Source organism: Bacillus sp. BC05(2025) (assembly GCF_056725905.1).
In genome coordinates, this window is record NZ_JBWYRA010000004.1 from 529,858 (window position 1) to 548,696 (window position 18,839).

The 18,839-nt window shown below is 33.4% G+C and carries 19 protein-coding genes and 1 pseudogene; 16 read left to right on the top strand and 4 right to left on the bottom strand.

All coding sequences use genetic code 11. From position 1 onward, the window contains the following. Positions 1-12: 12 nt before the first annotated feature. Positions 13-549, top strand: a complete 537-nt coding sequence (locus ACZ76X_RS16880) for a C1q-like domain-containing protein (protein WP_479851082.1) — start codon at positions 13-15, stop codon at positions 547-549. 937 nt (positions 550-1,486) lie between these two features. Here ACZ76X_RS16880 and ACZ76X_RS16885 read toward each other — a convergent pair. After that, positions 1,487-1,681 (bottom strand): hypothetical protein, encoded by a 195-nt coding sequence (locus ACZ76X_RS16885; RefSeq protein WP_098670611.1) that lies wholly within the window; start codon positions 1,679-1,681, stop codon positions 1,487-1,489. Between the two features lie 271 nt (positions 1,682-1,952). Here ACZ76X_RS16885 and ACZ76X_RS16890 point away from each other — a divergent pair. The 4 genes and pseudogenes from ACZ76X_RS16890 to ACZ76X_RS16905 form a co-directional block, all read left to right on the top strand. Continuing rightward, positions 1,953-2,096, top strand: a pseudogene (locus tag ACZ76X_RS16890) (N-acetylmuramoyl-L-alanine amidase); the annotation flags it as partial. A gap of 82 nt (positions 2,097-2,178) precedes the next feature. Next, a complete protein-coding gene (locus tag ACZ76X_RS16895; RefSeq protein ID WP_098670612.1) occupies positions 2,179-3,030 on the top strand; it encodes a peptidylprolyl isomerase PrsA in 852 nt (283 codons plus the stop codon). 494 nt (positions 3,031-3,524) lie between these two features. Further along, positions 3,525-3,746, top strand: a complete 222-nt coding sequence (locus ACZ76X_RS16900) for a hypothetical protein (RefSeq protein ID WP_098670613.1) — start codon at positions 3,525-3,527, stop codon at positions 3,744-3,746. Between the two features lie 394 nt (positions 3,747-4,140). Beyond that, positions 4,141-4,476 carry a YolD-like family protein gene (locus ACZ76X_RS16905; protein WP_479851083.1) on the top strand — a complete coding sequence of 112 codons (336 nt, stop codon included), beginning with the start codon at positions 4,141-4,143 and terminating at the stop codon, positions 4,474-4,476. Between the two features lie 214 nt (positions 4,477-4,690). On the opposite strand, the gene gerPF is transcribed toward ACZ76X_RS16905, so the two are convergent. Continuing rightward, on the bottom strand, positions 4,691-4,906 hold the full coding sequence (gene gerPF / locus ACZ76X_RS16910) for a spore germination protein GerPF (RefSeq protein ID WP_001141565.1): 216 nt from the start codon (positions 4,904-4,906) through the stop codon (positions 4,691-4,693). Between the two features lie 209 nt (positions 4,907-5,115). Here gerPF and ACZ76X_RS16915 point away from each other — a divergent pair, with 209 nt between their 5' ends. The 5 genes from ACZ76X_RS16915 (at position 5,116) to ACZ76X_RS16935 (ending at position 7,784) form a co-directional block, all read left to right on the top strand. Further along, complete coding sequence (locus ACZ76X_RS16915; RefSeq protein WP_098670615.1) at positions 5,116-5,451, top strand: hypothetical protein; 336 nt, start codon at positions 5,116-5,118, stop codon at positions 5,449-5,451. A gap of 41 nt (positions 5,452-5,492) precedes the next feature. After that, positions 5,493-5,693, top strand: coding sequence for a hypothetical protein (locus ACZ76X_RS16920; protein WP_046955721.1), 201 nt, complete (start codon positions 5,493-5,495; stop codon positions 5,691-5,693). Positions 5,694-5,825: 132 nt separating this feature from the next. Further along, positions 5,826-6,533 (top strand): SDR family oxidoreductase, encoded by a 708-nt coding sequence (locus ACZ76X_RS16925; protein WP_479851084.1) that lies wholly within the window; start codon positions 5,826-5,828, stop codon positions 6,531-6,533. A 186-nt stretch (positions 6,534-6,719) separates the two neighbouring features. Continuing rightward, on the top strand, positions 6,720-7,379 hold the full coding sequence (locus ACZ76X_RS16930) for a DUF6944 family repetitive protein (RefSeq protein WP_479851085.1): 660 nt from the start codon (positions 6,720-6,722) through the stop codon (positions 7,377-7,379). Between the two features lie 192 nt (positions 7,380-7,571). Next, a complete protein-coding gene (locus ACZ76X_RS16935) occupies positions 7,572-7,784 on the top strand; it encodes a YqaE/Pmp3 family membrane protein (RefSeq protein ID WP_078418528.1) in 213 nt (70 codons plus the stop codon). 63 nt (positions 7,785-7,847) lie between these two features. Here the strand turns inward: ACZ76X_RS16935 and ACZ76X_RS16940 are convergent, their stop codons facing one another. Continuing rightward, positions 7,848-8,054, bottom strand: a complete 207-nt coding sequence (locus tag ACZ76X_RS16940; RefSeq protein WP_179955714.1) for a KTSC domain-containing protein — start codon at positions 8,052-8,054, stop codon at positions 7,848-7,850. A 469-nt stretch (positions 8,055-8,523) separates the two neighbouring features. Here ACZ76X_RS16940 and ACZ76X_RS16945 point away from each other — a divergent pair, with 469 nt between their 5' ends. Beyond that, positions 8,524-11,034, top strand: coding sequence for a PBP1A family penicillin-binding protein (locus ACZ76X_RS16945; protein ID WP_479851086.1), 2,511 nt, complete (start codon positions 8,524-8,526; stop codon positions 11,032-11,034). A gap of 71 nt (positions 11,035-11,105) precedes the next feature. Here ACZ76X_RS16945 and ACZ76X_RS16950 read toward each other — a convergent pair whose 3' ends face one another. Beyond that, on the bottom strand, positions 11,106-11,387 hold the full coding sequence (locus tag ACZ76X_RS16950) for a hypothetical protein (RefSeq protein ID WP_479851087.1): 282 nt from the start codon (positions 11,385-11,387) through the stop codon (positions 11,106-11,108). Positions 11,388-11,624: 237 nt separating this feature from the next. On the opposite strand from ACZ76X_RS16950, the gene ACZ76X_RS16955 reads away from it, so the two are divergent. The 5 genes from ACZ76X_RS16955 to ACZ76X_RS16975 all read left to right on the top strand — a co-directional run bounded on the left by ACZ76X_RS16955 (position 11,625) and on the right by ACZ76X_RS16975 (position 18,825). Further along, the gene (locus ACZ76X_RS16955; protein ID WP_479851088.1) at positions 11,625-12,770 is read left to right on the top strand and encodes an MFS transporter; all 1,146 of its coding nucleotides are present in this window, start codon (positions 11,625-11,627) and stop codon (positions 12,768-12,770) included. Between the two features lie 607 nt (positions 12,771-13,377). Further along, complete coding sequence (mmgD, locus tag ACZ76X_RS16960; RefSeq protein WP_479851089.1) at positions 13,378-14,499, top strand: citrate synthase; 1,122 nt, start codon at positions 13,378-13,380, stop codon at positions 14,497-14,499. 98 nt (positions 14,500-14,597) lie between these two features. After that, positions 14,598-16,034, top strand: coding sequence for a 2-methylcitrate dehydratase (prpD, locus tag ACZ76X_RS16965; RefSeq protein WP_479851090.1), 1,437 nt, complete (start codon positions 14,598-14,600; stop codon positions 16,032-16,034). Positions 16,035-16,052: 18 nt separating this feature from the next. Then, entirely contained in the window at positions 16,053-16,961 is a 909-nt protein-coding gene (prpB, locus tag ACZ76X_RS16970) for a methylisocitrate lyase (protein WP_306183172.1), read from the top strand. A gap of 154 nt (positions 16,962-17,115) precedes the next feature. Continuing rightward, the gene (locus tag ACZ76X_RS16975) at positions 17,116-18,825 is read left to right on the top strand and encodes an acyl-CoA dehydrogenase family protein (protein ID WP_479851091.1); all 1,710 of its coding nucleotides are present in this window, start codon (positions 17,116-17,118) and stop codon (positions 18,823-18,825) included. The last annotated feature ends 14 nt before the right edge of the window (positions 18,826-18,839 follow it).

Genomic DNA, 18,839 nt, shown 5'->3' on the forward strand with positions numbered 1-18,839 from the left:
AGGGGGACTAGTATGTCTTGCTATAACTACTGTAAGTACTGTAAAGAGTATAAAAAGAAACAACATGATTGTTGTAAGAACACGAGTAAGTGTAATGACAACAAGGATAAGCTTGTTAGGGCATCGGCATTTAGAGCGAGAAATACGGTGGATCAAACGGTTCCTGCCAATACTTTTGTAAAGGTATTGTTCCAAAATGAACAATTTGATTTAGCAAATGAGTATGATCCTGCAACTTCTATTTTTATGCCGAAGACGAAAGGAGTTTACTCTATTATTGGAACAATTGGTTTCTTTCCAAACGATCCGAGCTTAAATTATAGAGCTCGTGTAGAAATTCGTGTGAATGGAAACGCAGCAATAGCTATAGATAATGATTTTTTTGGTCCAATAAGTTTTGGAAATGTAGTAAGTGTTTCGACAATTATTCAATTGAATGAAGGAGATCAAGTTGAGATTTATGCACAAAGTAGTGTAGATGGAGTTTTAAGTCCTTCAGAAGATGGTTCACATTTCGAAGCGGCAAGATTCCCTTCTCCAATTAAATAACGAATAGAATAAAATACTTTTCAGTAGATTTACTTAATTCCCTTTACCAAATGGTGGGGGATTGTTATTGTTTTTCTGAAATATATAAGTAAATAGGTTAAGTATAGTTTGATTCATGAAAATTTCACATGCTAGGAAATAAAGTTGAAAGTGCTAGCTTATTATGACTATTAGATATTCTGCAGGTAATAAACAGCGTATAAAGAAATGAGTAACATAGTTGTAAAAGTTCTTTGGTATTACATATGCTAGCTGTCTAACGGAATAGAAAAGATATCTTGATTTATGTCTGTATAAGTACATTTTTTCTTTACTATATGGAAATTACATATTTATCAAAGGTTTGTGAAGGTATTGCTATTGAATAGAAAGGAATAACATTAAGGCGATTACACTATATAAAAATAAAATAAATCCTAAGATGAGTAGTATTGGATGCAACTTGAACATGTTTGACCTCCTTGAGTATATAAAGATTTTAATATAACTATGGTCAATTTAGAAAGGAAATATATTAGATGAATATAAAGTTTGAATGAATACACTAATGTAACAGAGGAGTAAAAGTATAATAAATAATGGAGTAATATTGAATTCACATTGATTAAATTGTTTATAAGTAAGCAGGAGGAGATGGCCTATGAAATATAAAAATAAACAGGTTTATCCCGCATTAACGGGCAGCCCGATTGGTGAGGGCTGATTAAAGTTTCACTTTATATGCATAGGATGAGGGATAAATAAAAAAAGAGCATACATAAACAGTATGCTCTAAAGAAAGATAGGTTTTATGAGTGGATAATCTCCATACGATAATATATGTTCTGTTAATAAAAACGTGTGAATAATCAATAGAATATCAATGAAATATCATGAAATGAGTAATTTTAGTCTTTTACCAAAGTTGTTTAGCTAATCAAATTGTGGAGAGAATGGATTAACAATTGGATAATGATTGCACTTCAGTTTCGTATTTCTTATAGTCTGGATATTGGGTAATAGTTTGACACCTAGGTGTGGAAAGTTGATTAATTATAGAAACATTTGTAATGACCTCGTTACAAGGACCGAAAAATGTAATTTTTAGTTTTGAGTTTGGTGGAACTTTGAAAACGATAGGTTTTTTTTCCATGAAATCAGCTCCTAAGACGCAGTATGGTATACTGCGTTTTTTGTTTAGTTTGTAATAGCGTATTAATATATAATATGAAATTTTTAGTTGAGTTGATAATGATATGGAGTTTTATGGTGTAATCAGATTATGAAAAATTAGTAGAAACTTAATTAAAAGCTTGTATGTTTTGAAAAACAATATAGATTCCCTTTATTTATATTATAGATAGCTAGTATTAAGTATAGGTGGCTTTCAATAAAACAAGCTTTGAAAAAGGGGAGGAATTGTATTGGGTTATATTATCGATATTTCAAAATGGAATGGAAATATAGATTGGGATATTGCAGCATCTCAGCTAGATTTAGTTATTGCTAGAGTTCAAGATGGTTCGAATACGATAGATTTTATATATCAAAATTATATGAATGAAATGAATTACATGTAGAAAACACATTGTTTACACATCAACATTGTATAGTTGTTTTTGTATCATAATAAAAGTGAGGTATTTTGAATTGAAAAAGAACAAGCTATTTTTAGGAACAATTATTTCATGCGTAGTACTGGCATTATCTGCATGTGGTTCCTCAGAAAACGTTGTAACATCAAAAGTAGGAAATGTTACAGAGAAAGAATTAAGTAAAGAATTAAGACAAAAATATGGAGAAAGTACTTTATACCAAATGGTGTTAAGTAAGGCATTACTAGATAAATATAAAGTTTCAGATGAGGAAGCGAAAAAACAAGTTGAAGAAGCAAAAGATAAAATGGGTGACAACTTCAAATCGACTTTAGAACAAGTTGGATTGAAAAATGAAGATGAATTAAAAGAAAAAATGAAGCCAGAAATCGCATTTGAGAAAGCGATTAAAGCGACTGTTACAGAAAAAGATGTAAAAAATAACTATAAACCAGAGATAAAGGTAAGTCACATTTTAGTGAAAGATGAAAAGACCGCTAAAGAAGTGAAAGAGAAAGTAAATAATGGTGAAGATTTTGTGGCTTTAGCAAAGCAATACTCAGAGGATACTGGTTCAAAAGAACAAGGCGGAGAAATAACTGGTTTCGCTCCAGGGCAAACAGTGAAAGAATTTGAGGAAGCCGCATATAAATTAGATGCAGGACAAGTAAGTGATCCGGTAAAAACAACTTACGGTTACCATATTATTAAAGTGACAGATAAAAAAGAATTGAAGCCATTTGATGAAGTGAAAGATAGCATTCGTAAAGACTTAGAACAGCAAAGACTACAAGATACGACAGGGAAATGGAAACAACAAGTAGTCAATGACTTATTGAAAGATGCTGATATTAAGGTGAACGGCAAAGAATTTAAAAATACATTTGAATTTCTAGAAAAAAAATAATGACTGTAATTAGAAAAGGGAACCTATATAGGTTCCCTTTTCTAGTTAGTGTGTGAGTTATAAATAGATAGTAAGACAATACAATATTACATATAAATATTAAGAATTACAATGGGAATTTATGTAATTATTTTAAAGAAGAATAATTATTACTTCCGAAAATATTGATATTATAATGTTTTATTTATTTAATTTCATTACATATAAAGTGAATTTCTTATTTTTTACTCACTATTTGTAGGTAGTACGATTGGTGTAGGCCAATTATTAGTCGGGAATGAACAAAACTTGAGTTGATTTAAGTTTTACTTTTTTGAAGTGGATAAACATAGTTTGCAGAATGAAACATACATTAATATTGATGTTAAATGAAGTAAAAAGCAAAGCATTCCATTAAAATGGATATTCTTCTTAGTATGGAATTTTCAGAGGAAGAATGAACATTTTTAAATGGATTATTGAATAGATAAATATATTACATAGGAGGAGAACATGTGAAAGTAATTTTTCAAAGAGAAGATGCAGGGAAAGTTTTTGAATCGAACGATGAAGATATAAGTAACTTATTAGCTATTTTAAAAGAAACGAAAGGGATTAAGATCGGGATGATTGAGTATGAAGTATTAAAATACGAATTAGAGTATTTTCGTAACCCCAAAAAAGCAGTAACAGAGAGGGAGTTACATATAATAGTACAACCAAGATATATGAAATAATTAGGAGGAATTATTTATAGATAGTCTTATACCGTATGTAAGAAAAGAGAGTGTTTAAATTGCTCTCTTTTCATAGAAACTTTGTGAGTTCGTTCTTTATAATATATGTTTTCATTTATAGATGGTTAATAAACTTGAAAATTAAAACTTTTTTGTTGATTTGTGAACGTCCTATTAAATAAGAAGTGAAAAGCTCATTTGAAGAAGAAAAAATAAGTAATTTAAATTATATTTTATTAAAAATATAATTATATCTCTTCTCAAAAGAACGTAGGTTCGTGTATAATTAGAACGAATGTTCTTATGGTGTGAATATGAGTCAAGGAATTATGAAAGAATAGTTGAAATTAATTTGCATGAATTAAAATGGATAAATGATCAAGGAGATAAAGAAATGAATGATGCAAAGGTGCAGAAAGTAGAAAGAGAATGTGTTCCGTTTACAGTAATGTCTGAACAGTTGTTAAGTATACGAGAGGTTGTTGGAGAAAAATTTAAAGTACAAAAACCGCTCGTAACAAACGAAGCTAAAGAAAGAATTTCTGATACATTATTAACATCCTTTTTGTCTGAAAAAGAAATATTGGTGACATATTTTGAAGATGGATATATCCTTACAAGTTATATGACAGTTGTGCATATAAACCCGCTAAAGCGCATAGTAATATGTACTGACGCTTTTTATAGAACTTATGTATTAAATACTTCGGATATTATTGAAATAACGTAAAGAAAGCTGAAATTTAAGTTTTAGCTTTTTTATTTTTGTTAGATGAGGGATAGAAATAATAAAACGAAAAAGCAGCTAGCTTCATACTAGCTGCTAAGCCCCAGGGAAAGGGAGAAAAAGATAGGGTACTCCAAAAATCAACAATAGCTGTGTAACAGCCTGATTATAGTATAGACAAGTTTAAAATTTCTAAACAAAACGATGGAAAATAGGATTAGGCTGTACCCACTTGATTTTGATCTGCAAGGTCAGAATCAAATGTATTAGTCGCGCTCACGCCATTAAAAGTGTTAACAACAAAACCAACGTTTGAAGCACCAGATCCATTATAAGCCTTCGTATTTTCTTTCGGAGAAACGTTGTAGAAATCACCTAAGTTAAATGAACCGTTACTATTTTGTACAACTAAATTCCCTACAACTGAGGGCATGGTTTTCACCCGCTTTACAATCATTTGTTAACACTACTATATGATACTATAGTCCAAATGGTTCATGTAACAAAAATTGTGGAATAGTAAATCATTTGAGGGGTAGCTTAATCCCACAATAAAAGTATGTTAAAATTAATGTAAGGATGAGTAATTAAAAATAGTGATTGTATAATTAATATATACGAAAACAAAGGAGGCAAAATGTAATGAATAATGTTATAAAAAAAGTAGATTTAACAGATGCAAAATCAAGTAATCTTGTTGCACTTATTTATAGCAATGAAGTTATATTGGTCGAAGAAGCATTTTGTCCAAATGAAATAAAATTAAAATTTAATGAAATTGCAATTTTATCGGCTATTAAAACAGCACATATAACGAAAGTATCCATCAGAAAAGAACTGGAAGCAATTTTTCATGACACTGGTGTTTTATTTGTAAAGCATAGTGTTGATTATGGTAACAGTCACTCTATCACTATGCATTTTGAGCAATTTAAAAAGTTGCAACATGAGATTGAGAATTTATGTAAAAGTATGTAATAAGAATAAATGAAGATTCTTTCATAGAGGTGAACAGTTCTATGTTGAAAAAATGGGTTGAAAATTTTTTAGATGAATCTAAATGTAAACATAAGTATAGTGTTATTAAGATACAGGACAATGAAGATTTTAAAAAGGGTAAGTTAGGTGTAGCTTATGTGTATCGGTGTGAGAAATGCGGGAAAGAGAAGCTGAAATTTAAAAGTAATAACGAAATAAATAATGATTTTTTTGATATATAAACAAGGGTAACTGCTAGCGTTACTCTTTTTCTTTATATAAAAACTCCTTCTAAAGTATGAAATGAGTTGATACTTTAGTAAATGGCTGAATGTAAAAGAAGATAATAAAATATTGTAAAGGAGGAGAGAGGCTTGAAACAAAAAAGCAGTGGGAAAAGTGTAATTATTACAGGAGTGACGCAAGGGTTAGGTCGTGCAATGGTTTATCGATTTCATGAATTGGGATGGAATATATATGGATGTGGACGTTCAAAAGATAAAATTGAAGAATTAAAAAAATATTACGGTAATACACATGATTTTCAAATAATTGATGTTTCAGATTCTCAGCAAGTAAGTGGTTGGGCGAATTATATATTTCATAGAAATAGAGCGCCTGATTTGTTAATAAATAATGCATCAATTGTTAATAAAAATGCGCCACTATGGAAAGTAACTGCTCAAGAATTCGAAAATGTAATGAATATAAATGTAAACGGTGTAGTAAATGTAATAAGAGCATTTGTCCCAGCGATGGTAGCTAGGAAAGAAGGAATGATTATTAATATGAGTTCTAGTTGGGGGAGAGAGGGAGAAGCAGAGCTTGCACCATATTGTGCCTCAAAGTTTGCAATTGAAGGCATTACGAAATCTTTGGCACTGGAATTGCCCTTTGGTATGGCTGTTGTTGCTTTAGATCCGGGCGGAAGTATTAGCACCCCGATGCTGTATTCGTGTGCACCGCAGTATGTAAACGAGTCACCCACACCTGAAATGTGGTCACATCATGCCATTCAATATATATTGAATATAACAATAGATAAAAATGGAACTTCATTAACATGTCCAGAATGTACGTAAATATATATTTAATTGTCATATTTTTAATGATACACACTTTGTTTAAAAAAGTACCTTTAAGGTGCTTTTTTGTTTGATTAGCACATTATTGAATGCACAAAATTACATATAGAAAATAAATATGAGTTAAAGGATACCATTTATGTATTCCGAAAACATTAGAAAATTTCTAAATAGGTGATAAGAATGAACCCAAGCGGTTTAAAAGTGACGGGAGCATGGTTTCAAGTAGGCGGAAATCTTACAGCGGCAATTGGGACGACAAGAGGATTTATCGGAGAAGAGAAAGTTGAATCAGATCTTGTAATTGTAGGAAGCTCATTACAAGCCCTCGGCTATATATTGCAAATTATAGCGATTAATGAAACCAAAGATGAAAGTGACAGAGAAAATCAAAATACGTGTTTGAAAAATAAAAGTGAAATGCTTGATAAAATGGGCATTGAGTTATTAGCATTAGGGAATATATCAAATGTAATCGGAACATATTTTAATATAAATGAGCAATTGAAAGAGAATGATTATCTTATAATTGTCGGGAACAGTTTACAATCGATTGGTGCATTTTTAGGAGTGGAAGCGGCTTTGCTTGAGATGAAAGCAATACAGAGAATTATAATATTAGGTAATTCTCTGCAAAGTTTAGGTGCTGGACTTCAAGCATTTCAAGGTGTTATTAATATATCAAATAACCAAATTGAAAAGGAAGACAGTATGGTTGATAAGAAAAATGAGCGAATAATAGCACTCATTGGTGTTTGGATACAAGCGATAGGAACTGCTATTTCTGCGATTGGATTAACTATAATAGAGAAAGAAGAAAGGTTAGAAAAAATAATAATATGAAATTGTTCATGTAAAGGAGATATGTAAAATTTCAATTTTACATAAGTAGAAAAGTTGAAGTGGTAAGTTTTTTTGCATTAGAATAGAATATATAGCAGTAGAAAAGATATTAGTAGTAAATTAAAATAATTGGTTTTATTAGCGTACGAAGAGAAGAGAGATAAAAAATACAAAGCAAGGAGTTTTCAAGCGATGATGTATTTGTTGGCAATTCTACTTCCACCCGTAGCCGTATTATTTTGTGGAAAACCATTTCAAGCAATAATTAATTTCATATTAACATTAATATTTTGGGTTCCAGGGGTTATACATGCGATTTTAGTTGTACACGATAAAAAAGCAGATCGGCGATTAAAAAAACAAATTCAAGCATATGATGACATGAATAAGAGAAATAGAAGATAGCTGAGTCGTGAAATGAAAAAAGAAAGGGGGATTACCTCCTTTCTTTTTTCATTTCGTTTAAGTTTAAATTTTAGTATAGCGGAAAGAATTTTTAATATAAGTATTGTGATAATTCGTTTTAGAATGTGCATTTAATAAACCGGTGTAAATGTTTTCAGGCACGTTAAAGAAATCATACATTCCATTCTTTAATTGAATACGTAAAATCATAGAAAATGGATTATAGCCAACAGCAACTATACTTTTTGAAATCACGGGAGATAATTCCATTATTACGCAACTCCTTGCTTTTCAATTTTTATAATTTCTTGTAGATGTTGGGGTTGGGATGTTGAAATCCTTATAATTAAAGAGATATTATACTTATATGCAATATATTAAATGTTCGTTATACGTAATTATAAGGAAGTTCACACGAAGTACATATCGTTGTGCTATTTTTATTTCACCTTTGATTTATAAATAAGAAAATATTGACCATTTGAAAAAAAGGTATATTATTTATACGAGGTATTAAAAATTCACTTTTTACATTCTATGCTTAAAGGGGCAGCATTATTAGGAAAAATAGAAGTGAAAATACTTTGTATAAGAAGTATTCTAAAATTTATAATCTGTGAATTAGGAAAATATTGAATGCTCCAGGTCAATATACTTTCTTAATTAAATTCATTTTAGAAAGTGACCTCAATATTTTTAAGTAAATCAACGGGAGAATTGAAAGGCAGGAGAAAGTAACATGTCAGAAAATTATCGTTCTCGAGAGGAGCGACGACAAGTTAAAAAGAAAAAACAGCCAGCTTCTAAAACACAAAAACCAAAAGGTAAAACATCATTCTTTCGCAAGTTTTTAATTACTTGTTTATTACTTGGTATTGTTGGTTTAGTGGCGGGGGTTGCTACTTTCTTTGTAATGATTAAGGATGCACCGAAACTTGAAAAAGCGAAACTTGTTAATCCGTTATCCTCAAAAATTTATGATAAAAATGGCGATTTGGTATATGAATACGGGAAAGAAAAACGGACGAATGTTACGTATGATCAAATTCCTAAATTAGTAGAAAATGCATTTTTAGCAACAGAGGATGCACGTTTTTACGAGCATAGCGGAGTAGACTTTAAAGGTACTGCCCGTGCTGTTTTGGTGAGTCTTAAAGGAGATTACGGTTCACAAGGTGGAAGTACAATAACGCAACAGGTTATTAAAAACTACTTCTTATCGATGGAAAAAACATCAAAACGTAAGGTTCAGGAAATATATTTAGCGTATAAACTAGAACAACAATATTCAAAACATGAAATTTTAGAAATGTATTTAAATAAAATTAATTTAGGAAATCGTTCATATGGAATCGCAACAGCAGCACAAAACTACTATGGTAAAGAATTGAAAGATTTAACATTACCAGAAGTTGCGATGCTTGCAGGGTTACCGAAAGCACCAAATAACTATGATCCATCGAAACCAGAAAATGTTCAAAGGGCAACAGAAAGAAGAAATGTTGTACTAAAATTAATGAATCGACATGGTTATATTACAAAAGCAGAAATGGAAGAAGCATCGAAAGTACCCGTGGATAAAAATATTAAGAGTGCAGCTGAGCTACAAGCGATGCCATATCCTGCATTTATGGATGCAGTAGTGAAAGAAGTAGAAAAGGAAATACCAGATGTAAATATTGGATCTGATGGTTTAGAAATTTATACAACATTGGATCCAAAAGCACAGGAATTAGCTGATAACATTTTGAATACAAATATTATTAATTATCCAAATGATAAATTCCAAGGTGCTTTCACATTTATGGATACGAAAACAGGAGAGATTCGTGCTATAGGTAGTGGACGCGGTGAAAATAAAGCAGTATTTAAAGGCCATAATATGGCAATTGAATTAGATCGTGCAGCTGGTTCAACTATGAAGCCAATCTTTGATTATGGTCCTGCAATTGAATACTTAAAATGGGCTACGTATCATCAAATTGATGATTCTCCATTTAAATATTCAACTGGACAAGAACTTCGAAATGCTGACAGAAGTCATTTAGGCCCAATTACTATGCGTGAAGCGTTAAAAATGTCACGTAACGTTCCAGCAGTTAAAACTGCAAAAGAAGTAGGACTTAATAAATCAAAGGAGTTCTCTGAGAAATTAGGTATTACATTTGATTCAGCACCGAAAGAATCTACAGCGATTGGTACAAACGAAGTATCACCAACTGAAATAGCAGGTGCTTATGCGACATTTGGTAATGGTGGAAAGTATGCAAAACCGCATTTTGTTAAGAAAATAGTTTATCCAGACGGAAAATCACAAAGTTTTGAGCAAAAACCAAAACAAGTTATAGCTGACTCTACAGCATATATGATTACTGATATGCTTCGCTCAGTAGTAACATCAGGTACTGGTACAGCGGCAAATATAAGTTCTTTAGATGTAGCTGGAAAAACAGGTACAACAAACTATGATTCAAAACAATTAGCGAAATTTAATATTCCGGAAAGTGCAACTCGTGATAGTTGGTTTGCAGGTTATACGCCGCAATATACGATGGCAGTATGGACTGGATATATGAAAGATGGTAAAGACGAGTATATTAGTAGTAAAAATACGAAAATTGCACAACTGATTTTTAAAAAAATGATGAGTGAAATGGCTACGGATAAATCACGCTTTAAAATGCCTAGTAGTGTAATTCAAGAAGGCAGTGAGTTACGTATAAAAGGTGAAAAACGTGATTCTTCTCCAAATACGAGCGTACCGGACACGACAGAACAACCAAAACAAGATCAGCAGCAAAAAACTGAAGAAGAGAAAAAGCAAGAAGAAGAAAAGAAACAGGAAGAACTGAAAAAACAAGAAGAGCAAAAGAAACAAGAGGAACTTAAGAAGCAAGAAGAACAAAAGAAACTAGAAGAGCAAAAGAAACAAGAAGAAGAAAAGAAACAAAATGAACAAAATAATGGAAATGGTCAAGGAACGACACCTCCAGCAAATAACGGAGGAGGCCAAGGAAATACAACACCTCCAGCAAATAACGGAGGAGGCCAAGGAAATACGACACCTCCAGCAAATAATGGAGGAGGCCAAGGAAATACGACACCTCCAGCAAATAATGGAGGAGGCCAAGGAAATACAACACCTCCAGCAAATAACGGAGGAGGCCAAGGAAATACGACACCTCCAGCGACCACACAACCAGAGACTGGCGGTAATGCAGGAGAGGCTCCTGCTAATAATGGGCAATAAGAAAATTTTATAAAAAATATTAAAAAGCACTTAAGATTTGTATACATTACATTCTTAGGTGCTTTTTTCGTTTAAATGTTAAAAGTACCATAGAAATTTTGGAAATAAATAGAAGGGAAATGATAAAAAACTTGAGCCTGAGGTAATGGAGGATAACTTTGGCTTTGAAAGATAGTACTACTTGGATGTGCGCCATGATGCCAAAATGAGGGAGTAACTTGACCTGGAATTTGATATTGTTGCCAAGTTGCAGGAAGTTCAATTCCTACATCGGAACTAGCTGTATGAACGGCTGGAACGTGTATCCCAGGAGTCGAAGGAACGACGGCTGTTACTCTTGAAGAGGTCCACATAACATAATCACTCCTAAGTTGTGATAATAAAGTAGTATATTCTTTTCATGCGTATAAAGGTACATATAGATGGGACTTTAGGCTAATGTATACATATAAAGTTGTAAGACCAATTTAAGTTGATGGTGGACCATTTATTATAAAAAGATACGTCTATTTACGGAGGGAAAAGGAACTAAGAAAATGTAAAATGGAGGTGTTAATTGCAAGAATATACGTGTTTATGGAGGAATTTTAATGGAACGATTATGGACGAAATCATTTATTCAAATGACTTTCGCAATGTTATTTTTATTTACAGGATTTTATTTACTTGTTCCAACGCTCCCTCTCTTTATTAAAGAGATTGGTGGTGATGAATCACAAGTTGGACTTATGATGGGGATGTTTACAATTGCAGCAGTTGTAATACGACCAATTATTGGAGGCATGTTAGATCAATATGGTAGAAAATCTTTTATTATTTTCGGACTCATCTTTTTTGGGGTAACGATGTATTCTTATAATTTAGCATCGACTATTGTCCTGCTAGCTGTTTTACGTGTTATTCACGGGGTAACATGGGCTGTTTCTACAACAGCTGTTGGAACAGCGATAACTGATATTATTCCAGATTCGCGCCGTGGTGAAGGTATGGGATGGTACGGTATGGCTATGACAATTGCGATGGCAATTGGCCCAATGATTGGATTATCGGTTGTACAAAATTATTCATTTCACGGCCTATTCTTGTTAGCAACTCTTTTATCCTTTGTGGCAGTGTTATTATCGTTCATCACGAAAATACCATTCACACCACAAAAAGAAAAAGGGAACATGCAGTTGTTTGAAAAGTCCGTTCTATCCATTACGATTGTTGTTTTCTTTTTATCATTTGCATATGGAGGGATTACGACGTTTTTACCGCTATTTGCATCGTCAATTGATGTGAATCCTGGGACATTCTTTCTTGTATATGCAGTTTCTTTAACAATTATCAGACCAGTTTCAGGAAAACTATTAGATAAGTATGGGGAAGTATTTATCATAATCCCGGCACTATGCATTACTATTATAGCAATAGTTGTATTAACGATTTCACATAGTTTAATGGGGGTAGTTATCGCCGCTGTATTATACGGTGTTGGATTCGGTTCGGCACAGCCGGCATTGCAAGCAGCGATGATTACAATTGTTGATCCGAGTAAAAGAGGAGTCGCTAACGCTTCATTCTTTACCGCATTTGATTTAGGGATTGGACTTGGTGCGATTTTACTTGGAGTTGTTTCGCAAATGTTTGGTTACCGTATTTTATTTGCAGGTAGTGCAATTTCAGGATTAATTGCTTTCATTATTTTTGTCATTTTCGTAAAACAGCGATTAGGTAAAAAAGAATTTGCGTAAACGGGAATAACAAAGAGGGGGATTTCAATTGAACATAACGATTTACAATGGTTTAACATGATAATAGTTCAATTCAGCCTGACTATTCTTGAGGGATAGTTTCTAAGAAATTTGATAGGAAAATCGTGTCAGTTGAGAAAGAAGACATTCTATTTTTGATGAATATTATCATAAGGAAACAGTAGGAATTTAATTTAATTATGTAAAATAATAACTTTTTTAAAAGTAAATAAGTTTTATATAAGAATTATATTGATGGGATAGTGAAATAAATTTCATGTAGAAACGAGTTGTATATGTATACAACTCGTTTTTTTTATTTTCTTAAAAAAATTGGGTGAATGATATATTCTGCGGGATTTTCTCGCTCATTCTTATATTTTGTTTTAATAAAACACGCAAAGAAGTCTGTCCTTTCCTTATAAAATATGAAAATTATTTTTGAAAAATTGTATTGTTACATCGGTAAAAGTATAGGAAACTTATCATTATAAAATAAATTGAAATCTTCTAAAAACTCTGATACATTGAAATAGAAATGTAGTTTCACAGTATTGTAAAGGCTTACAGTTATGTGCACGAAGATCTATTAGGATTGGAGGAAATAATGATGAAAGCTGAAGAAAAATTTTCCCCGGGATTAGATGGTATAGTGGCAGCGGAGACGAAAATCTCGTTTCTTGACACAGTGAAAGGTGAAATTGTAATTCAAGGGTATGATTTAATCGAACTCTCAAAAACAAAAGAGTATTTAGACATTGTGCACCTTTTATTGGAAGAACATCTACCGAATGAGGATGAAAAAGTAACACTTGAAAAGAAATTAAAAGAAGAATACGCAATACCAGAAGGTGTATTCAACGTACTGAAGGCACTACCGAAAGAAACGCATCCTATGGATGGATTACGTACAGGTGTGTCCGCATTAGCTGGTTACGATAATGATATTGAAAACCGCTCATTGGAAGTAAATAAAAGCCGCGGGTACAAATTATTGAGTAAAGTACCTAACATTGTAGCGAATAGCTATCACATTTTAAATAATGAAGAGCCAATTCAACCGCTTAAAGAACTATCATATAGCGCAAATTTCTTCTATATGTTAACAGGTAAAAAGCCAACTGAACTTGAGGAAAAGATCTTTGATCGTTCTCTTGTTTTATATAGTGAACATGAAATGCCAAACTCTACATTTACAGCGCGCGTTATTGCCTCTACGCAATCCGACTTATATGGTGCTTTAACAGGTGCGGTTGCATCTTTAAAAGGTAGCTTACATGGCGGTGCGAACGAAGCAGTTATGTACATGCTTTTAGAAGCTGGTAATGTTGAGAAGTTTGAAGAGTTGTTACAGAAGAAACTATACAACAAAGAAAAGATTATGGGCTTTGGACATCGTGTATATATGAAAAAGATGGATCCAAGAGCACTTATGATGAAGGAAGCTTTAAAACAGTTATGTGATGTAAAAGGTGATTATACACTATATGAAATGTGTGAAGCTGGAGAAAAAATTATGGAGAAGGAAAAAGGAATTTATCCGAACCTTGATTATTACGCTGCTCCAGTATATTGGATGCTTGGTATCCCGATTCAACTTTATACACCAATCTTCTTTAGCTCTAGAACAGTGGGACTATGTGCGCACGTAATTGAGCAGCATACGAACAATCGATTGTTCCGTCCACGTGTAAATTATATTGGCGAGCGACATGTACTTAGTAAATAAGAACAACTGGGGAGTTGTTAGCGCCGCCCGCCAGATGGGTGTTTGACCGACACCCATCATTAATAATAACGAATTTTCGACAGAAAGGGAAGGATAGCATGATTAAAACAAATGAAATTAAACAAAAAGATGCATTATTAGAAGAGATTACAGATTATGTATTAAATAAAGAGGTAACAAGTCCAGAAGCATTCAGTACTGCTCGTTACGTATTACTTGATACACTTGGATGCGGAATTTTAGCATTGCAATATCCAGAGTGTACGAAATTACTAGGACCAGTTGTACCAGGAACAATCGTGCCAAATGGTACACGTGTACCAGGTACGTCATATGTACTTGATCCAGTGAAAGGTGCATTTAATATCGGCTGTATGATCCGTTGGTTAGACTATAACGATACTTGGCTTGCAGCAGAGTGGGGACATCCATCTGATAACCTAGGCGGAATTTTAGCTGTGGCAGATTATATTAGCCGTGTTCGTATTTCAGAAGGAAAAGAACCATTAAAAGTACGTGAAGTATTAGAAATGATGATTAAAGCACATGAAATTCAAGGTGTACTTGCTTTAGAAAACAGCTTAAATCGCGTCGGTCTTGACCACGTATTATACGTAAAAGTAGCAACAACTGCTGTAGTTGCAAAAATGCTTGGTGGAACACGTGAAGAAATCTTTAATGCGTTATCACATGCGTGGATTGATAATTCTAGTCTTCGTACATATCGTCATGCTCCAAATACAGGATCACGTAAATCATGGGCAGCAGGTGATGCAACAAGCCGCGGTGTTCATCTTGCGATGACTGCTCTAAAAGGTGAAATGGGTTATCCAACAGCTTTATCTGCACCGGGCTGGGGATTCCAAGATGTATTATTCAATAAACAAGAATTAAAATTAGCTAGACCACTAGAGTCTTATGTAATGGAAAATGTATTATTTAAAGTTTCATATCCAGCAGAATTCCATGCACAAACAGCTGCAGAATGTGCTGTGAAATTGCATCCGGAAATTAAAGAAAGATTAGATGAAATTGACCGTATTACAATTACAACGCATGAATCAGCAATTCGTATTATTGATAAAGAAGGTCCATTAAATAACCCAGCTGATCGTGATCATTGCTTACAATACATTACGGCAATTGGTTTATTAAAAGGCGATATCGTTGCGGACGATTACGAGGATGCAGTAGCAAATGATCCACGTGTAGATGAATTACGTAATAAGATGGTTGTTGTTGAAAACAAACAGTACAGTTTAGATTACCTTGACCCGAACAAGCGCTCAATCGCCAACGCTGTTCAAGTTCATTTTAAAGATGGCACTGTAACAGAAAACGTGGAATGTGAATACCCACTTGGTCACCGTTTCCGTAGAGACGAAGCAATTCCAAAAGTTGTTCAAAAATTCACTGCAAATATGGCAGGTCATTATTCTAGTAAGCAACAAGAGCAAATTCATGAAGCTTGTTTAAATGAAGAAAAACTAGAAAATATGAATGTAAATGAATTTGTAGATCTATTCTTAATTTAATAATAGGGGGAATTTAGAATGGCTTGGGTTGTGAATAAACAGTCAACACAAGAGGAGCTTGCGAATCGCTTCCGAGCTTTAGTAGAAGCAAATGAAATTTTACAAATTCCAGGTGCTCATGATGCAATGGCAGCTTTAGTTGCGAGAAATACAGGTTTTTCAGCTCTTTATTTATCAGGAGCTGCTTATACTGCAAGTAAAGGGCTACCTGATTTAGGAATCGTGACTTCTACTGAAGTAGCAGAGAGAGCAAGAGATCTAGTAAGAGCTACAGACTTACCAGTTCTTGTTGATATTGATACAGGATTTGGCGGTGTCCTAAATGTAGCGAGAACAGCGGTAGAAATGCTAGAAGCGAAAGTTGCGGCTGTTCAAATTGAAGATCAACAATTACCAAAGAAATGTGGACATTTAAATGGTAAAAAACTCGTTACGACAGAAGAATTAGTTCAAAAGATTAAAGCGATTAAAGAAGTTGCACCAAGCTTATATATTGTGGCACGCACAGATGCTCGCGGTGTAGAAGGCTTAGATGAAGCAATCGAAAGAGCGAACGCTTATGTAAAAGCAGGTGCAGATGCAATATTCCCCGAAGCGCTTCAATCAGAAGAGGAGTTCCGTCTATTTAATAGTAAAGTAAACGCACCTTTACTTGCGAATATGACTGAGTTCGGGAAAACGCCGTATTATAGTGCAGAGGAATTTGCGAATATGGGCTTCCAAATGGTTATTTATCCTGTAACTTCACTTCGTGTTGCAGCGAAAGCGTATGAGAATGTGTTTACTTTAATTAAAGAAACAGGTTCTCAAAAAGATGCACTTTCAAATATGCAAACGAGAAGTGAGTTATATGAAACAATCTCATACCATGATTTTGAAGAATTAGATACTGGAATTGCAAAAACAGTATTATCAGAAGATCAATAGATAAAACAACTAAGGCGATGAGAGTACATCTTTGGCAAAATAAACTGCTTGATGTGAAAATTCATCGCCTTCTGTTTTCAAAAATAAGATATTCCACTCATCGTAGACGTGCATAAGTAGTAGTAAGTAAGGCCGAAATGATAGGGGGATTCAGATGGAGAAAACGAAGTTACCGTGGGATGAATTTTTTTCACTTAATAAAGATGTGAATTATAGTTTCTTTACGCCAGAAGACTTTTCAGGAGATGAAGATTTAATCGCAAAAACGACAGAACAATTCGTTAAACAAGAAATTGTTCCACAAATAGAGAATATTGAACAACATAACTATAAAGTATCTCGTCAATTATTTGAGAAAGCTGGAGAACTTGGATTATTAAGTATCGAGGTCCCAGAAGAGTATGGTGGATTTGAGTTAGGGAAGGCAGTTTCAGGGCTTGTAGCAGAAAAAATGGGATACGCTGGTGCATTTAGCGTTTCATTTAATATACACGCAGGTGTAGGTACATTGCCTTACATATATTACGGAACGAAAGAACAAAAAGAAAAATATTTGCCAAAAATTGCGTCTGGAGAATGGATTGGGGCTTATGCTTTAACTGAACCAAATGCTGGTTCTGATGCTTTAAGTGCAAAAACGAGTGCAGTATTAAATGAAGATGGTACTGCTTGGAGGCTAAATGGTGAAAAGCAATGGATTACAAATGCTCATATGGCAGATGTATACGTTGTTTTTGCGAAGACAAATAAAGGAATGACAGCGTTTATTGTCGAAAGAACATGTGAAGGTGTATCTATTGGGCTAGAAGAAAAGAAAATGGGGATTAAAGGTTCTTCAACGGCTACCCTTATTTTAGAAGATGTTGTCATACCTGCTGAAAATGTTTTAGGGGAAGTCGGGAAAGGGCATCACGTTGCTCTAAATATTTTAAACTTCGCTAGATTAAAGCTTGCTTTTGGAAATATTGGAACAGCAAAACAAGCAATTGGTTTGTCGGTTCAATATGGAAAAGAGAGAAAACAGTTCCAAACGGAATTAGTAGACTTTACGATGATTCAAGAGAAAATTGCAAATATGATCATTGCTACATATGGAGCAGAAAGTGCAGCTTATCGTACAGCAGGTATAATTGATGAAGCAATTCATGAGAGTGATGAGGATCTTATGAAGAAAATGTCTCAATTTGCAATTGAATGTGCACTTAATAAAGTAAATGCTTCTGAAACACTCGGTCATATCGTAGATGAAGCTGTACAAATTCATGGTGGTTACGGTTATATGCAAGAGTACGAGGTAGAACGATTATATCGTGATGCTAGAATTAGTCGTATTTTTGAAGGAACGAACGAAATTAATAGATTAACAGTTGCTAAAATGTTAATGAAGCAAGTGGAACAAATTGAAGATACTGAAGTAGAGATCGATGTAGAAAATGTCGAAAGAAACCATCGTTACATTTTATTAGCGAAAAAATTGTTGAAACAATCTTTGAAAACGCTCTCTAAAACTCCAGGTTTAAAAATTGATCAAGAGCAAGAATATTCACGTGTATTATCAAATATGTTAACGGACGTGTACGTCATGGAATCAGCATTTTTACGTACGAGTAAAGCAATTAGTAAAAACGGTGTAGAAAAAGAGCGTACGAAACAAATGATAACTGACGTTATTTGTGAAGAAGGCTATCGCAAAGTAGAAGAAGCAGCAATTTCTATCTTTTCCGCGGCTATTACAGAAGAACAAGATAGACACGTGATTTTAACTGAAATTCGTCAATTATTAGTGCCTTTATACACGAACGTATTTACAAAAAAGAGAGAAATTGCGAAAGTTATTATAAATCGCGGAAAGTATATTGTGTAAATAGGAGGAAAGCG

Excerpts from the sequence above, each read along its gene's own strand:
- ACZ76X_RS16945 (WP_479851086.1), top strand. The coding sequence starts at position 8,524 with ATGTCAGAAAATTATCGTTCTCGAGAGGAGCGACGACAAGTTAAAAAG.
- ACZ76X_RS16915 (WP_098670615.1), top strand. The coding sequence starts at position 5,116 with ATGAATAATGTTATAAAAAAAGTAGATTTAACAGATGCAAAATCAAGT.
- gerPF (WP_001141565.1), bottom strand. The coding sequence starts at position 4,906 with ATGCCCTCAGTTGTAGGGAATTTAGTTGTACAAAATAGTAACGGTTCA.
- ACZ76X_RS16905 (WP_479851083.1), top strand. The coding sequence starts at position 4,141 with ATGAATGATGCAAAGGTGCAGAAAGTAGAAAGAGAATGTGTTCCGTTT.
- ACZ76X_RS16955 (WP_479851088.1), top strand. The coding sequence starts at position 11,625 with ATGGAACGATTATGGACGAAATCATTTATTCAAATGACTTTCGCAATG.
- ACZ76X_RS16880 (WP_479851082.1), top strand. The coding sequence starts at position 13 with ATGTCTTGCTATAACTACTGTAAGTACTGTAAAGAGTATAAAAAGAAA.
- ACZ76X_RS16935 (WP_078418528.1), top strand. The coding sequence starts at position 7,572 with ATGATGTATTTGTTGGCAATTCTACTTCCACCCGTAGCCGTATTATTT.
- ACZ76X_RS16975 (WP_479851091.1), top strand. The coding sequence starts at position 17,116 with ATGGAGAAAACGAAGTTACCGTGGGATGAATTTTTTTCACTTAATAAA.
- ACZ76X_RS16930 (WP_479851085.1), top strand. The coding sequence starts at position 6,720 with ATGAACCCAAGCGGTTTAAAAGTGACGGGAGCATGGTTTCAAGTAGGC.
- prpB (WP_306183172.1), top strand. The coding sequence starts at position 16,053 with ATGGCTTGGGTTGTGAATAAACAGTCAACACAAGAGGAGCTTGCGAAT.
- mmgD (WP_479851089.1), top strand. The coding sequence starts at position 13,378 with ATGATGAAAGCTGAAGAAAAATTTTCCCCGGGATTAGATGGTATAGTG.
- prpD (WP_479851090.1), top strand. The coding sequence starts at position 14,598 with ATGATTAAAACAAATGAAATTAAACAAAAAGATGCATTATTAGAAGAG.
- ACZ76X_RS16885 (WP_098670611.1), bottom strand. The coding sequence starts at position 1,681 with ATGGAAAAAAAACCTATCGTTTTCAAAGTTCCACCAAACTCAAAACTA.
- ACZ76X_RS16920 (WP_046955721.1), top strand. The coding sequence starts at position 5,493 with ATGTTGAAAAAATGGGTTGAAAATTTTTTAGATGAATCTAAATGTAAA.
- ACZ76X_RS16940 (WP_179955714.1), bottom strand. The coding sequence starts at position 8,054 with ATGGAATTATCTCCCGTGATTTCAAAAAGTATAGTTGCTGTTGGCTAT.
- ACZ76X_RS16950 (WP_479851087.1), bottom strand. The coding sequence starts at position 11,387 with ATGTGGACCTCTTCAAGAGTAACAGCCGTCGTTCCTTCGACTCCTGGG.